This is a genomic window from Halorientalis pallida (assembly GCF_049605515.1).
In the GTDB taxonomy this organism is placed as follows: domain Archaea; phylum Halobacteriota; class Halobacteria; order Halobacteriales; family Haloarculaceae; genus Halorientalis; species Halorientalis pallida_A.
The window spans coordinates 1,739,838-1,755,358 of the sequence record NZ_CP187158.1 but is presented as its reverse complement, the minus strand read 5'-3'; the positions used below and the strand labels follow the sequence as shown (position 1 = coordinate 1,755,358).

The 15,521-nt window shown below is 68.3% G+C and carries 14 protein-coding genes; 2 read left to right on the top strand and 12 right to left on the bottom strand.

What is annotated here, in order from left to right; translation table 11 throughout:
• Window positions 1-67 precede the first annotated feature (67 nt).
• Window positions 68-550: a hypothetical protein gene (locus ACOZ4N_RS10615; RefSeq protein WP_424019899.1), complete on the top strand. Its 483-nt coding sequence runs from the start codon at window positions 68-70 to the stop codon at window positions 548-550.
• Window positions 551-556: 6 nt separating this feature from the next.
• Here the strand turns inward: ACOZ4N_RS10615 and ACOZ4N_RS10610 are convergent, their stop codons facing one another.
• The 7 genes from ACOZ4N_RS10610 to mfnA form a co-directional block, all read right to left on the bottom strand.
• Window positions 557-3,328: a M36 family metallopeptidase gene (locus ACOZ4N_RS10610; RefSeq protein ID WP_424019898.1), complete on the bottom strand. Its 2,772-nt coding sequence runs from the start codon at window positions 3,326-3,328 to the stop codon at window positions 557-559.
• A 252-nt stretch (window positions 3,329-3,580) separates the two neighbouring features.
• Window positions 3,581-4,168: an NfeD family protein gene (locus tag ACOZ4N_RS10605; protein ID WP_424019897.1), complete on the bottom strand. Its 588-nt coding sequence runs from the start codon at window positions 4,166-4,168 to the stop codon at window positions 3,581-3,583.
• 46 nt (window positions 4,169-4,214) lie between these two features.
• Entirely contained in the window at window positions 4,215-4,478 is a 264-nt protein-coding gene (locus ACOZ4N_RS10600; RefSeq protein WP_424019896.1) for a DUF7312 domain-containing protein, read from the bottom strand.
• A 67-nt stretch (window positions 4,479-4,545) separates the two neighbouring features.
• Window positions 4,546-6,636, bottom strand: a complete 2,091-nt coding sequence (gene metG / locus ACOZ4N_RS10595; RefSeq protein ID WP_424019895.1) for a methionine--tRNA ligase — start codon at window positions 6,634-6,636, stop codon at window positions 4,546-4,548.
• A 56-nt stretch (window positions 6,637-6,692) separates the two neighbouring features.
• On the bottom strand, window positions 6,693-7,277 hold the full coding sequence (locus ACOZ4N_RS10590) for a DUF7504 family protein (protein ID WP_424019894.1): 585 nt from the start codon (window positions 7,275-7,277) through the stop codon (window positions 6,693-6,695).
• A 69-nt stretch (window positions 7,278-7,346) separates the two neighbouring features.
• Complete coding sequence (locus tag ACOZ4N_RS10585) at window positions 7,347-7,898, bottom strand: YqaA family protein (protein WP_424019893.1); 552 nt, start codon at window positions 7,896-7,898, stop codon at window positions 7,347-7,349.
• 85 nt (window positions 7,899-7,983) lie between these two features.
• Entirely contained in the window at window positions 7,984-9,036 is a 1,053-nt protein-coding gene (mfnA, locus tag ACOZ4N_RS10580; protein ID WP_424019892.1) for a tyrosine decarboxylase MfnA, read from the bottom strand.
• 125 nt (window positions 9,037-9,161) lie between these two features.
• On the opposite strand from mfnA, the gene ACOZ4N_RS10575 reads away from it, so the two are divergent.
• Window positions 9,162-9,899 carry an SDR family oxidoreductase gene (locus ACOZ4N_RS10575; protein ID WP_424019891.1) on the top strand — a complete coding sequence of 246 codons (738 nt, stop codon included), beginning with the start codon at window positions 9,162-9,164 and terminating at the stop codon, window positions 9,897-9,899.
• 33 nt (window positions 9,900-9,932) lie between these two features.
• On the opposite strand, the gene ppsA is transcribed toward ACOZ4N_RS10575, so the two are convergent.
• The 5 genes from ppsA to ACOZ4N_RS10550 all read right to left on the bottom strand — a co-directional run bounded on the left by ppsA (window position 9,933) and on the right by ACOZ4N_RS10550 (window position 15,491).
• On the bottom strand, window positions 9,933-12,206 hold the full coding sequence (gene ppsA, locus ACOZ4N_RS10570) for a phosphoenolpyruvate synthase (RefSeq protein ID WP_424019890.1): 2,274 nt from the start codon (window positions 12,204-12,206) through the stop codon (window positions 9,933-9,935).
• Between the two features lie 118 nt (window positions 12,207-12,324).
• Complete coding sequence (locus ACOZ4N_RS10565; protein WP_424019889.1) at window positions 12,325-13,224, bottom strand: PhzF family phenazine biosynthesis protein; 900 nt, start codon at window positions 13,222-13,224, stop codon at window positions 12,325-12,327.
• A 55-nt stretch (window positions 13,225-13,279) separates the two neighbouring features.
• Window positions 13,280-14,722 carry an alpha/beta hydrolase gene (locus tag ACOZ4N_RS10560; protein ID WP_424019888.1) on the bottom strand — a complete coding sequence of 481 codons (1,443 nt, stop codon included), beginning with the start codon at window positions 14,720-14,722 and terminating at the stop codon, window positions 13,280-13,282.
• A gap of 279 nt (window positions 14,723-15,001) precedes the next feature.
• Window positions 15,002-15,226, bottom strand: a complete 225-nt coding sequence (locus ACOZ4N_RS10555) for a hypothetical protein (protein WP_424019887.1) — start codon at window positions 15,224-15,226, stop codon at window positions 15,002-15,004.
• A 109-nt stretch (window positions 15,227-15,335) separates the two neighbouring features.
• Window positions 15,336-15,491: a hypothetical protein gene (locus ACOZ4N_RS10550; RefSeq protein WP_424019886.1), complete on the bottom strand. Its 156-nt coding sequence runs from the start codon at window positions 15,489-15,491 to the stop codon at window positions 15,336-15,338.
• Window positions 15,492-15,521: the final 30 nt, after the last annotated feature.

Here is a 15,521-nt window from a genome sequence, read left to right as displayed (position 1 = left end):
TCACGGGGTCGCTCCCGAACGCGCCGTCGGGGCACTGCTTTTCGAACGCACCGGTCCACCCCACAGCATGAGTCTCTGGGACGTTATCAGAATCCCGTTCGCCGACCTCCGTACGACGTACTTCCAGCTGCGAAAACACCTGTTTCAGGCGCCACGACCGAGCGGTCCCTACTACGTCGTCGACGCACCGCTCGGGGAGGTCGAGGCGGCGCTGGGGCGGGCGTACTTCGCCCCGAACTGGGAGTTCTCCTACTACAAGCGCGGCGAGGTCCTGAACCTGGCCCGCGTCGAGTACGACCGGGAGGTCGTCGGCGACCGACTGTTCGTCTGGTGGCAGACCCACGTCCGGGGCTGGCAGGCCCCCGATGGGGCCGTCGAACTCCAGGCCCACCGCGAACTCGAACCGACGGAGAACGGCAACGAACACATCGACGGCGTCGGGTACTCGCTCGAACGCGGGATGGAGGCCCTCGGGACCGTCCTGACCGACGCCGGCCTCGACTACCGCGAAATAGATCGCCCGACCGAGATGGTCGTGCCGACGGGCTGAGCCGTCTCAGGCCGTCGGCGTTTCCTCGATGAGTCGCCGCTCCCGGTCGGTGATGTCCGTGCCCGTAAAGTCGATCATGTCCGTCCTGACCGGCCGCGCGGGGTACCGCTGTGCGTTCCCGAACCGGTAGGCGTAGCCGTCGGCACAGCACAGCCAGTAGCCGTTCCCGTTGGGCGTCACGGCCACGTCGACGACCGGCGTGTACGGCGGGCCCTGTGGCTGGCCCAGGTTGACCGCACCGCCGAAGGTGATCACGGTCCCGTCCTCGTACGCGAGAAAGAGCCCGCGACCGCTGGGGAGGGCCGCCATCGCCGACAGCGGCGCGGACGGCGTGCCGGTCACGCTGTCGACCGCCGGGGCGGTCCCCGCCGACAGGACGGTGCCACTGGCGTCCACCAGCCAGTAGCCGCCACCGTCCGGCGTCGGTTCCATGTCCACGACGGACCCGTCCGCGACCTGGTCGGACACGGACGGCGGCGACACGGCCTGCCCGTACGCGTGCACGTCGCCGTTCTCGGTCGCCAGCCAGTAGCCGCTGTCGTCGGGCGTCGCGCCGAACGCGACGACCGAGCCGTCGAACGGCCGGTTCGACTGGGGCGCGAACGCGGTCGCGTCACCGAACGGGTAGACGGAGCCGTCGGCACCCGCGAGCCAGTAGCCGTCGTCGGTGTTCGTCCCGGCGATGTCGACGACCGGGGCCGGAATCTCGTACCCGCCGGCCCAGCCGTGGAAGGCCGCGTCGCCGTAGCGGTAGACGCCACCCTCGCCGTCGACGTACCAGTACCCCGTCCCGCTCTCCAGCGGCGCCATCGCCACGATCCCGTCCTCGGTCTCGTAGTGGTCCGCCGCGATACCCGACAGCTGTGCCCCGTTCGAGCTGGCCAGTGGTCCCATCCCGAACTTCGCGAACGCGGCCCAGAGCCCCCGGCGGACGGCGTAGGCCACCACCGGCGAGAGGTCGCCCGAGGCGGCCAGGTCCTCCAGCGCCGTGACGAACGCGTCGCGCAGATCGAGCATGCTGGGGTTTTCCGGCGCGATCTTGCAGGCGTCGACGAACAGTTGCATGGCGAGTTCGTGCCCCACGTTCCGGTTGACCTCCAGCAACGTCGCACACCAGATCTCGCCGATGTTGTGTTCGCTCCCGGTCGTGTACCGCCCGGTTCCCAGGTCGCCGAAGTCGTCGGGGAACGACTCGTCGTAGCGGTACTTGCGCATGCCGTCGGCGTCGTCGAGGACCCAGGACCCGGCGACCACCTCGTCCATGAACGTACAGGCCACGTAGTCGCTACACCCCTCGGCGAGACCGCGGCTCTGCGGTGCGTCGAGCGCCCCGATCAGCCGCCGGGTCAGGCCGTGTGCCCACTCGTGGCCCACGACGCTCAGGTCGAGCGCCGTGTGCCGGCCGGTGTGGGTCACTTCCCCCAGTTGCATGATCGGCCCGTGCCCGTCGGCCACCTCCGTCCGCATGTTCGCCGTTCCCCAGACCCGTCCCGGGAAGATACGGGTCCGGACGTGATCCCCGGGGACACCCCGGCCCTGCCGGTTTCGCTGCTGGAAGTTGCCGTCTTCCTCCCGGAACCCGAGCAGGTAGAAGTAGTCGTGCATGAGGTTACACCAGTAGAAGGCGTTGACGGCGTACTGCTCGCTACTCGAGGGATCGTCCGGATCGAACGTCAGAACGCCGTCGCGCTCGGTCCCGCTCGCGCGCTCCCAGTCGCCGTCCACCGCGACCTGCACGTCGACGTTGTTGCCCGCCGTCACGTCGTCGTCGACCCAATCGAACGGGAAGTCACTGGGGAGGTCGTCCGGTAACACGTCGGTCGGAACGCGCCCGAACTCCTCCGGGAACGGCCGGAGTTCCCGACTCTGCCCGCCGTCTTCCGGGTAGACGTTCCCGCGGGCCCCGACTTCCCAGTGGAGCGGCTTGCAGTACAACACCCGCTCGTCGGCCGCGTCCACGATGGCCCGGTACTGTTCGACCCCGTTGGGCATCGTCACGCGGACCTCCCAGGCCAGCCTGAGCTCCCCGTCGAGGTCGAACCACAGGAGTTTGCACTTGAACGGGTCGTCGAACGGCCCAGCAGTGACGACCGTCGGCCGTGATCGAATCTCGTCGAACGTCGCCAGTGCCATCGGTTCGAGCGCCGCCAGGTCGATGTCCGGCGGCGCCGTCGTCTCCCCGAACTCGTCGGTCCGCTCGCCCTGCTGTTCGCGCGCCCTGACGACGTGTCGGACCGCCGCCTCGACCGCCGTTTCGACGCTCACCGACGGCGTGTCGGGCACCTCGCCGACCGGCGTCGTCACGAAGCGGCCGGACATCGCCGCCAGCTGTCCGCGCCCGTCGAACTGGACGGTCTTCGCCGAGTCGAACACCGGTAGATCCCTGAACTCCTGGCGTACCGTCACCAGCGTCCGGTCGCCGCTGGTCCGCGTCGGCTGGAACTCGGGCGCGAGTTCGGCCTCCTGGGCCGGGTCCGCCGTCATGCCCAGGAGGCCGTAGTCGTCGAGTTCCCGGAGCGCGTCGAGAGCCCGGGCCACGAAGCGCTGTCGTTCCGGGTGGCCCGTCGACGTGAACCCGGCCGTCGAGACGCCCCCTTCGAAGGTGAGCCGCTTCGGGTTGCCCGTGAGGTTGTCCACGGCGTCGATCAGGACGCGCTGGCCCGAGGGCAACTGTCTGGACGCATCGGCGGCCTGGTTGGCCAGAAAGTGCATCCGATCGGTCGGGATCGGCCTGTCGTGGGTGCGGCGGTCCACGTCGAGCGCGAATTCGCTACTCATACTCCCCTCCAGTCGCCGCGACAGTCAGAACACGGTCGTGGTGTCGGACGGTGGCTCGGCTGTCCACCGGTCTGTTGGAACACATGGTTCGACCACGACCACACTAGCCACGATTCGGGCTGTTAGTATTCTTGCGGACCGCTCGTCGAATGGCCCATCGCTGTCCAGCGGTTCCGGCGTGGTTACCGACCAGCTGTTCCCCCTCTCGCGCCACTCCGTGGCACGATCCTCACCACCGCCGGCCGCCGTCGGTCAGGCCGCGTCCGGGTCCGCGTCCGGTTCGCCGGCCTCGGCGTCTCGCTTGCTGGCCTCCTGTGCGAGTTCGCGGTCGATGTCGTCCGAGATATCGTCGATGGCTTCGACCGTAACGACGTTCCCGCCTCCGGGGTCGATGACGATGACCTCGGTGCCCTCGGCGATCTCGCCGTCGACCGACCGGGCCCGGTAGAGCGGGTTGAACCCGCCGTCGTCGAGCTTCACCTCGCCGCCCGTCTCGGTGACCCGCTCGGTGACGCGGCCGGTCTGGCCACGCAGGTCGTCCGAGGAACTCGTCTGGCCGGTGCCTTTCCCGCCGTAGAAGTCGAACTGCCGGTAGCCGTAGAGCGTGATCCCGCCGACGACCAGCACCAGCGCCGCCAGGACCAGCGGCGCGAAGATGCCGATACTCGTCGGCAAGAGGAGGCCGGCGATGCCGGCGACCAGGAGGGCGACGCCCAGGACGATGAAGTGGGCACCGGGGGCCAGCGCCTCGGCGATCACCAGCCCCGCCCCCGCGACCACGAGGAGCAAGGCGAGGTCCTGTCCCAGGACCGAGGCCTGTGCGAGTAACCAGGATACCATACCCGCGGGTAGGGCTGCCCAGGGGTTAAGCTTCGGGGTCGGCGGGTCAGATCACGCCGAGTACCATGAGGAAAAACAGGACGGTACACAGCGCGCCGAGCAGGACGAACACCGTGTTCTCCATCGACGGCGACCCCGGTTCGAGCGGCTGGTCGAGGACCATCGACCCGGCGACGTTCCCCTCGTCACCGTCGCCCGCCTCGCCGGCTTCGTCCTCGCCGCTGTCGGCCCCTGCTGCCCCGTCGCTCTCGTCCTCGGGCAGGTCCTCCAGTTCGAATTTCCAGCCACTCTCGTCGTCCGCCTCGGACATACACGACCGTACTACCCTCACGACCAAAAGCACACGGTCCGCGTCCGCAGTCGGTCCGTCGACCGCGCTACTGGACCTTCGACCCGAGCGGCGCGTCGTCGTGGGTCGTCAGCAGGTCGGCCTCGTCGCCGGCCGCCAGGATCATCCCGTTGGACTCGACGCCGAACAGTTCGGCCTGCTCCATGTTCGCCAGCAGGATACACCGCTCGCCCGGCAACTCGTCGAGATCGTGGAGTTGCTTGATGCCGGCGACGACCTGTCTGGTCTCGACGCCGATGTCGACCTCCAGCCGCGCGAGGTCGTCGGCCCCCTCGATGGGCTCGGCCACCTCGATCTGCCCGACGCGCATGTCGAGATCGCCGAAGTCCTCGAAGCCGATCCGCTCGTCGGCCAGCGCCTCGGGTTCGAAGTCGGTAGTGTCGCCGTCGGCCTCGTCGTCCTCTGTCGCTTCCTCGACGCGCTCCTGGAGTTTCTCGTTCAACTCGGCGATGCGCTCGTCCTCGATCTTGCCGAACAGTTCGTCGGGCTCGCCGAATTCGGCCGGGGGCGTGGCCAGCGCGTCGTCGAGCGCCGTCTCGTGGACGGAGCCGTCCTCGCCGAGCTGGCTCCAGAGGTCGGCGGCCTTCTCGGGCATGACCGGCTGCATCAACACGGCACAGGCCTTCGTGAGTTGCACGCAGTCCCGGATGACCTGCGCGGCCCGCTCGGGGTCGTCGTCGGTGAGCTTCCAGGGCTCGTTGCGCTGGATGTACTCGTTACCGAAGTCCGCGAGTTCGACCGCGGCCGCGCCCACGTCACGGATGCGGTAGTCGTTGAGCGCCGCCTCGAACGCCTCGACGGACTCCTCGATCCGCTCGCGCACGTCGTCGCTCACGGCCACGTCGGGCGTGCCGTCGTAGTTGCGGTGAGCGAACAGCAGCGACCGGTACGCGAAGTTCCCGAGGTTCCCGACCAGTTCGCCGTTGACCCGTTCGGCGAAGCGGTCCCAGGAGAAGTCCACGTCCGTCTCCATCCCGCTCCCGTTTATCATGTAGTAGCGGAACAGGTCGGGGTGGAACCCCTCGTCGAGGTACTCGTCGGCCCAGACCGCGCGATTGCGCGAGGTCGAGAGGGCCTTCCCGTCGATGCCGACGAAGCCCGTCGCCAGGATCGCCCGGGGCTCGTTGTAGCCCGCGCCCCGGAGCATGGCGGGCCAGAACACGGCGTGGTGCTGGATGATGTCCCGGCCGATGACGTGGACGATCTCGCCGTTGTCCGCGCCGGTGAGTTCGCCCTCGTCCTCGACTTTCCAGACTTCCTCCCAGTCGTACTCCTCGGCGCCGACTCGCTCGGTGTACTGCTTGGTCGAGGAGACGTACTCGATGGGTGCGTCGACCCAGACGTACAGCACGAGGTCTTCGGACTCCCCGTCCTCGCCCGGATAGTCGATCCCCCAGTCCATGTCCCGCGTGATACAGAGGTCCTGCAGGTCGCCCTCGATCCACTCCCGGGGCTGGTTCTTCGCGTTGTCGGTGCCCTCGACGCGGTCGATGAACGCCTGGAGGTAGTCCTGGAAGTCCGAGAGGCGCAGGAACTTGTGGTCGCGCTCGCGGTACTCGGCGGGGTTGCCGGTGAGCGTCGAGACGGGGTCTTCGACCTCGCCGGGTTCGAGGTGGCGCTGGCACCCCTCGTCACACTCGTCGCCGCGAGCGTGTTCGCCACAGTAGGGGCAGGTCCCCTCGACCAGTCGGTCCGGGAGCCACTGGTCGGCGTCGGGGTCGTAGGCGACCTGGATCGCCTTCTCGAAGACGTGGTCGTCGTCGATCCACGAGCGGACGAACTCCCGGGTCGTCTCGACGTTCGTCTCGTCGTGGGTGTGCCCGTAGTTGTCGAAGTCGACGTTGAACTTCGGGAAGGTCTCCGCGTACTCCTCGTGGTACTCCATGGCGAACTCCTCCGGCGAGACGCCCTCCTCGGCGGCGTTGACGGCGATGGGTGTCCCGTGCATGTCCGACCCGCAGACGAAGGCGGTCTGCTGGCCGACGCGACGGAGCGCGCGGGCGACCGTGTCACCGGTGACGTACCCTCGGAGGTGGCCGACGTGCAGGTCGCCGTTGGCGTAGGGCAACCCGACGGTCACCACCGCGGGATTGTCGGTGGGGAATGCCTCGTGGCTCATATCCCTACGGTCCCGACAAACGGCCTAAAACCCGCCGGTTCGCGGGCGGGTCGACGCTACTGCTGGACGGTCCAGCCCTCGCCGTCCTCGCGGCGGACGACGGTGTCGAACAGCGTCGCGATGGTCGCCACCGTCTGCTCGTCCTGTGTCGCGGGGTCGAGGTGGGCGTGGACGGACGCGTCGACCGCCAGACACCGGCTGGTGATCGTGTGCAGGAAGCGGAACACGCGGTCGCGGTCGGCGTACTGGAGCAACGAGGTCAGCGAGTTCAGACAGACCGTGATGGGCTCGCCGTCGCCGTCCCAGCGGTCCAGATACCGCGAGATGGCGATGCTCGCGCCCGTGAGGTCGCTGGCCGGGACGTGTGTCGTGTGGACCCCCTCCGGCGGGTCCCCGTCGGCGCGGGACTCCGGGCAGACGATGGCCATCGACGCCGGCAGTGCGTCGTGGGTCGCTCGCCAGTGGTCGACGAGTCGCGTCGGCCGGCGCGTGTACGACAGCGACAGCACGCGCTGGCGCTCGGGACTGTCACTCGAAAGCAGGTCGACACAGAGGTCGTTCGCCGCCACGTCGGCCGACGACGCCAGTACGAGCGCCCGCGGACGATCCCGGACCGACTGGGCTGTGGGCTGTGATTCCATCCCCCGATCTGGTTGTCATTTCTACGGGGACGGTCGAATAGCTTTCGGTCGTTTCGGCACGAACCAAAGTCAGATGATCGCGAACGCGGCCGCCCCGAAGGAGATGGTCACGAGCAGGCGGCCCACACTGCCCGCGAACGTCGCCAGCGCGAACTTGACGTAGTCCTCCTCCAGCACGGTGAAGGCGTAGATAGAGAGCGTGTCGGGGAAGCCGGGGACACAGAGGGCCAGCGCAAGCCCCACGTACCCCCACTTCTGGGCGAGCTGGACGGTCTTGCTCTCGGACCACTCCACCACGTCGAACCGCGACCGGCGCAAAAAGCGGATCACCGGACCGGACTGTTTGGCCTCCTGCCCGAGGTGGAACGCGAAGACGCTCCCGGCCGCCTTCCCGAGGCCGCTGACGAGGACGATGAGGCCGATCTCGACCGAGTACGGGAGGCCGAGGTTGAGCGGCGTCGCGAGGACGACTTCGCTGGGCAGCGGGAGGATAAAGGCGATCAGAAACGAGTAGACGGCGATGATGCCCAGTCCGGCCGGACCCGTCGCTGTCCGGATCGCCTGTTCGACGATCTCGAACTGGAGGAACCACTCCAGGACCGCGAGCGTGGCGGCGGGCACTACGCGGCGATTTTTGTGCCGCTGGTGTAAGCTTTCATATTTGTTCTCCGGAGCGCTCGGGAAATTTCGGGGCCGCACTCGCCCGTCAGAACCAGTCGAGTTCGGCCACGAACGACCGCAGCATCGACCGCGTGACGTGGGGCATACAGACCACCCGCATCTCGCCCGCGCCGGTCTTGGTGACCCGCCAGCCGCGGCGGCGCAGGTCCTCCGTGACGGGCATCGACATGTCGGCGGCGACGATTGGCAGTTCCGGTTCGACCACGTCGTGGCCCCGGGCGGCCAGCCGGTCGGCCAGCCACTCGGCGTTGGCCATCGACTCGTGGTACTGCTCGCGGTAGCCGACCGGCCACAGCGCGTCCATCGCGGCGACGGCGCTGGCGACGCCCGCCCCGCTCCGGGTCCCGGTCAGCGTCGCCTGCGATTTCGACTCCAGATACGGCGTCTCGACGGCGAGTTCGTCCAGCAGGGACTTCGAGTGCGTGACCAGCCCGCCGGAGGGGATGGCGGCCTGTCCCATCTTGTGCGGGTCGATGGTCATCGTGTCGACGTCCGCGTGGCCGAAGTGCCACCGGTGGTCGGTGAAGGGCAGGACGAACCCGCCCCAGGCGGCGTCGACGTGACAGAGCGCGTCGACCTCGTTGGCGATATCGGCCAGCTCCGGGATCGGATCGACGCGGCCGTACTCCGTGGAGCCGGCGACGCCGACCACGACGACCGTGTCCTCGTCGACGGCCTGGGCGACGGCGTCGGGATCGGCGCGGTGGTCCGCGTCGGTCGGCGTCGTCCGCAACTCGACGTTGAGGATGTCCGCGGCCTTGTTGAACGAGAAGTGGGCGCTGTCGGGCGCGACCATGTTCGGCCGGTCGGTGTCGGCCCGGTTGCGGGCGATGCGAACCGCCTGGATGTTGGCTTCCGTCCCGCCGGAGGTGATGTACCCCGCGGGATTCGGGAGGCCGGTGACCGTCCCGAGCATGTCGACGGCCTCTTTTTCGAGTTCCGAGACCGTCTCGTAGGTGCCCGGGTCGCCGGGATTCGTCGCCAGAAACTCCTCGGCGGCCTCGCGGGCCGCTGGATGTGGCTTGGTACACATCGAGGAGAGAACGCGGCTGAAGTCCTGCGGTTCGACCCGCTGCATACTGGTCACAAGTGATGGCACCGGCTTAGGGGTTGCGCTCTGTTCACCACTCGCCACCGCAGTATATACGCTGTTTACCGCGACGGCACGAACGGTTAACAACTGCCCCGCCGTAGCCGTGAGCGATGCTACGGAGTTCACTCGACGGCGACACCGCGGTCGTCACCGGCGCGAGCGCGGGCATCGGTCGCGCGACCGCTCACGCACTCGCTCGGGAGGGCGCGAACGTCGTCCTCGCCGCCCGGAGCGAGGACAGACTCGACGATATCGCCGCGACCGTCCGCGAGGAGTACGACACCGCCGCGCTGGCCGTCCCGACCGACGTGACCGACGAGGACGCCGTGGCGGCCCTCGTCGACGCCACGGTCGAGGAGTTCGGCGGCCTCGACGTGCTGGTCAACAACGCCGGGCTCGCCCGCGGCGGCCCCATCGAGGACATGACCACCGAACAGTACCGGACGATGATGGACACCAACGTCGACGGGATGTTCTTCGCCGCCCGCGCCGCCATCCCGTACCTCCGGGACTCGGGCGGGACGATGGTTTTCCTGGGGAGTTTCGCCGGCGAGTACCCGCGCCCGTCCAATCCCGTCTACGCCGCCAGCAAGTGGTGGACCCGCGGGTTCGCCAAGAGCCTCTCCGCGCAGGTCGGCGACGACTTCGCCGTGACCGTCGTCAACCCCGCGGAAGTCCGCACGGAGTTCGGCTACGAGGAAGGCACGCCGTTCAAAGAGCGGTTCGACGAGGGCGAGGCCAGCGAACCCGCCGAGATCGCCGCGGCGATCGTCTTCGCGGCGAAACAGTCACCCTCGATGGCCGCGGAGATCGACCTCTACCGGCGGGACAAGTTCGAGCTGTTCTGAAAACGGGCGAAAGTCGAGTTCGCGGCTGGCTGTCTACCGCACCGAGTCGAGCAGGAGTTTCTGCTCGACGCGCTTGACCTCGTGCTGGACGTCGCGAACGGCGTCGATGTTGGCCGAGATGGAGGTCGCACCCTCGTTGACGAGGTGTTTGACCATCCGGGGCTTGGAGCCGGCCTGGCCACAGATCGAGGTGTTCACGTCGTGGTCGCGGCAGGTCTCGATGGTCTGGCTGATGAGATCGAGGACGGCGGGGTGGAGTTCGTCGAACCGGTCGGCGACGTTGCCGTTGTTGCGGTCGACGGCGAGCGTGTACTGGGTCAGGTCGTTCGTGCCGAAGGAGGCGAAGTCGATGCCCGCTTCGGCCATCTTCTCGACGCCCAGGGCCGCGGCGGGCGTCTCGATCATCACACCCCAGGAGCGCTTCTCGGGGTCGATGCCGGCCTCCTCCATGAGGCGCTTGGCCCGCAGCACGTCCTCGGCGTCGTTGACGAGGGGGAACATGATCTCGACGTTGTCGTAGCCCATCTCGAACAGCTGGCGGAAGGCTTCGAGTTCGTGTTTGAACACCGCCGGCGTGTCGAGGCTCCGACGGATGCCCCGGTACCCGAGCATGGGATTGTGTTCCTCGGGCTCGTTCTCGCCGCCTTCGAGCTGGCGGAACTCGTCGGTCGGGGCGTCCAGCGTGCGGACCCGGACCGGGCGCGGGTAGAACTCGTCTGCGACCCCGCGGACGCCGTCGACGATCTCCTGGATGTAGGCGCGTTCGCCGTGGTCCTCGATGTAGCGCTCGGGGGTCTTGTTCGTCGAGAGGATCATGTGCTCGATCCGGAGCAGGCCGACGCCGTCGGCACCGGTCGCCGCGGCGCGTTCTGCGGCCTCGGGGATCGACACGTTGACCTTGACCTCCGTCGCCGTCATGGGCTTGACGGGGGCCTGCGGCCGGACCTCCTCGACGGGTTCGGTCTCGTCTTCGGTCTCGACGCCCTCGCGGATGGTCCCCTTGTCACCGTCCAGGGTGACCAGCTGATCGTCTTCGAGCGCGTCGGTCGCCCCGCCGGTCCCGACGACGGCGGGCGCGCCGAGTTCGCGCGCGACGATGGCGGCGTGGGAAGTCATCCCACCCTCGCTGGTGACGATGCCGGCGGCGCGTTTCATCGCGGGCACCATGTCCGGCGTCGTCATCTCGGTGACGATGATGTCGCCCTCGCCGACCTTGTCGAGCTGGTCGAGCTTGTCGACGATCCGCACCGCGCCCGAGGCGATGCCCGGACTCGCGCCCAGACCCGAGAGCAGCACGTCCTCCTCCTCGGCCGTGGCGGCCGCCGCGCCGGAGCCGTCGGCGGTGGCGGCCGACTCGCCGCCCTCGGAGATCGTGGTGATGGGCCGGGACTGGAGCATGTACACTTCGCCCTCGAAGATGGCCCACTCCACGTCCTGTGGGGTGTCGTAGTGGTCCTCGACGCGCTCGCCGAGTTCGACGAGGCGTTCGATCTCGGCCTCGTCGATGACCCGTTCGTTGCGCTTCTCGTCGGGCACGGGCCGTTCGTTGGTCTCGCCGGTCTCGGGGTCCTTGGCGTACATCGTCTTCTTGTCGGCGACCTCCACGTCGGTCACCGCGCCGCTCTCCCGGTCGATCACGTAGTTGTCCGGCGTGACCGAACCCGAGACGACGCCCTCGCCCAGGCCCCAGGCGGCCTCGATGATGACCTTGGGTTCGCCGGTCGAGGGGTGGGACGTGAACATCACGCCCGACTTCTCGGCCTCGACCATCTGCTGGACGACGACCGCGATGTCGACCTTGTCGTGGGCGAAGCCCTGCTCCTGCCGGTAGTAGGTGGCCCGCTGGGTAAAGAGCGAGGCCCAGCAGCGCTTGACCCGGTCGAGCAGGTCCTGCCCGGTGACGTTCAGGAACGTCTCCTGCTGGCCCGCGAACGAGGCGTCGGGCAGGTCCTCGGCGGTCGCCGAGGAACGCACCGCGACGAACGCCTCGTCGTCGCCGATCTCCTCGTAGGAGGCCAGAATCTCCTCGCGCAGGTCCTCGGGCATCTCCGTCTCCAGAATGAGTTCCTGTGCGCGCGCCTCGGCCTCGGCCAGCGCCTTCGAGTCCTCGGCGTCCACGTCGACCGCCTCGAACAGTTCTTCGTCGATGCCTGTCTCCTCGATGAATCGTCGGTAGGTCCCCGCTGTGACGACGAACCCCGGGGGAACCGGCAGGCCTGCGGCCGTCAGTTCCCCTAACGAGGCCGCCTTCCCGCCGACCGACTCGAGGTCGTCTGCCCCGATTTCGTCCAGCCAGAGTACAGCCATGTCCTCACCTGGGAAGTACAGAACACCGATAAAGAAGGTTCCGAACCGCGGCTTGGGTGCAACGCTTGCCACCCGACGAAGGTCGAAACAGGAGATAGAAGTCCCAGAACGCCGGAATTCAGACCTCGATGATGTCGTCGTCTTCGGTCTCCGGAACCACCAGATCGCCGTCCATCGCGGTCACCGCCCACCCGCCGACCTCGACCTCCGCGCCGACCCGGACGTACACCGTCCCCGGCCGGTCGACGAAGTGTCCCTGCTCGAAGATCATCTCGTCGGGCAGATCGTCGAAGGCCTGGAACTCCCGCAGGTAGGCCCCGACCGCGCCGCTGGCGGTCCCCGTCACGGGGTCCTCGGGCACGCCCGCCTTCGGCGCGAACATCCGCCCGTGTAGCGTCGACTCCTGTTCGAGCGTGTCGAAGGTGAAGGCGTAGACGCCGGCGGTGTCGACCTCGCGGCTCAACTCGGCGATGGCCGCCATGTCCGGGTCGAGGTCGCTCAGGTGTTCCAGGAAGTTCACCGGGATCACCAGGAAGGGCAGACCGGTCGTGCTGCGGGCCAGCGGGAGGTCCGCGCCCACGTCCTCCAGCGCCGCCACGTCGACGCCGAGCGCGTCGGCTATCCGGTCGTAGTCCAGATCGACCCGGCGGATCTCCGGCTGGTTCTGGGTCATCCAGACGCCGCCGTCCTCGGTGACCTCGATATCGAGGACGCCGGCCTCGGTTTCGAGGGTGTGGTCGCCGGCGTCGATCTCGTCGCGTTCGTAGAGATACGCGTGGCTCGCGATGGTCGCGTGTCCGCACATGTCCACTTCGGTCTCGGGCGTGAAGTAGCGGACCGCCCGGTCTGCATCCTCGGAGGACCGCAGGAACGCGGTCTCGCTCGCGCCCAGTTCCGACGCGATGGCCTGCATCTGTTCGTCGTCGAGGCCGTCGCCGTCGGGCACGACGCCCGCGGGGTTGCCCGCCAGGGGCTCGTCGGTGAACGCGTCGACCAGAAGCGCCTGTCGCGTGTCCATGCCTCCGGGTTCGGAGAGGGGTCGGATCAAGCTACCGGCGGTACGCGACGCGGTCTCACGCCACCCGACCGATCCAGTCCGCCAGGTCCGACACGACCCCCTCGGCCACGTTGTCCGGTTCGTCGTAGTCGGCCGGCCGCGACGGACCCTCGCCCGGCATGAACAGGTGATCCAGACGCGGGTACTCCGCGAACCGGACGGACTCGCGCCCGCCGAGGGCGTCCCGCCAGCGCCCGAAGTCCGCCTCGGCGTCGACCTGGTAGTCCCGACCACCCTGGAGGACGAACGTCGGACGGGACAGGCCAGCGGCCGTCTCGACCTGATCGTACGCGCCGAGACTCTCCCACCAGGCCCGCCCGCCGCCGAGGATCGTCTCGTCGGCCGCCATCTCGCCCGACTGTGCGCGCTCGACCTGTTCGCGGAGTTCCGCCAGCCGTGCCCGCTCCGCGTCGGTCACGGTACCGTCGAGTTCCACGAGGTACTCCGTCTGTGCGACGAACAGCGTCCCGAACGAGCGCGCCGGAGCCGCGAGCATCGCGATGCCGGCCAGCCCGTCGACCCGGGTCGCGATCCGCGGTGCGACCATCCCGCCGAGACTGTGGCCGACGACGAACACGTCGTCGTCGCGCACGCGGTCGGCATTCCGGAGCGTCTCCACCGCGGCCACGGCGTCGTCGGTGACCACACTGTCCAGTGTCGCCTCGGTCGGATCGACCGGACAGGCCGCGGTCCGCTTGTCGTACCGGAGGACTGCGATCCCCCGGCTCGCGAGGCCCCACGCGAGATCTTTGAGCGGTTTGTTCGGGCCGATGGTCGAATCCCGATCCTGCGGGCCCGAACCGTGGACGAGGACGACGCCCGGAACCGAGCCCTCACCGTCGGGTACCGAGAACGTCGCGCCAAGCGAGCAGTCGTCGGTGGCTCGGATCGTGACCGACCGCTCCGCAAACGTCGACTGGTCGGCGTAGGCGGGTGGACTGTACGCCTCGGTGGTCCGTACCGGCCGGAGGCCGATCACCGAACCGGCGTCGTCGAAGACGACGCTGAACCGCTGTTGGCCGCCGCGGAACCGGACCGTGACCACCACCACGTCGTAGCCCCGACTGGTCGTGGCGCTGGTGTCGGCGACCGACACGAACGCGCCGGTCTCGTCGGTGATCGTCGCCCAGTCACGGCGCAACTGCTCGGCCGAGACCTGCTCGCGCACCGACGCGGCGAACTGCGCGCGCATCGCCTCGTACTCACCGTCTGCCCACCGTGTCACCAGCGTCCGCGCCGCCGACGCCAGCGCCTCGGTGCCGGTCCCGTCACCGTCGGATGGCTCGCCGTCTGCCGTCTCGGTCCCCACGGACGTGTCCGTCCCCGGTGTCTCATCGGGATCGGTCGTCTCGGGGGCTGTCGACTCACCGCCGTCACTGGAACAGCCGGCCAGGCCGAGTGCGCTGGCGGCCGCGAGCGCTTCCAGAAGCGTCCGTCTGTCGGGTTTGGAGGGCGACATCTACCCCTCGGGACGGATCGTCGAAAGATAAAATCCGGGTGTTTCCCGGTCACACACCGACCAGCCGCTTGCCGCCCCGCGTCACCGGCCCAGGGGATTACCGGTGTCCGTCGTCGCGGACGTACTGGAGCGCCTGGAGGAACCGCTCGGTGTCGACCCGGCCTTCGGTCTCGGCCAGTCGCTCCTGGAATTTGGTCGGTGTCATGTTCACCGTTACCATACAACACGAACGATCATAGCTCTTTCGCCGGGTCGCTCGGAATCGAAGAAAGGTCGCAGTTACCGCGTCTCGGTCGCGCCGTACTCCTCCTCGGAGGCGGTCGGGTCGTTGCCGTACCAGAGCAGGATCGCGCCCGCGGCCGCCAGGAGCGCGACTGCGCCGGTCACGGCGAGTGACACTGGCCACTCCGCGATACCCCACGCGTCGACGACGTACAACAGACTCAGGATGACGAAGCCCGCGGCCGAGAACCAACCGAACGGGCCGAAGTCGTGTTCTGCCATCCCGCTCGGGGGTACCACGTCGAGACGGTTAACCACCCGTTCTTGGCGGGTTGAGATGACGAGCGCGACGAATAACGGTCGCCGAAGGTCCGGCGTGACGACCGGTCGGCTACAGTTCGTTTTCGCCCTCACGCTCGTCCAGCTTCGCTTTGATTTCCCGGAGGCTGTTGATGCCGTACAGGCCCAGGACCAGCCACGCGACCGAGAAGACCACGCCGAGGACGGCGAAGGTCAGTCCGAGGGTCGTTTCGTTGATTGGGACCATGCTCGGAGGGAGGCGGGCCATGGATATAAG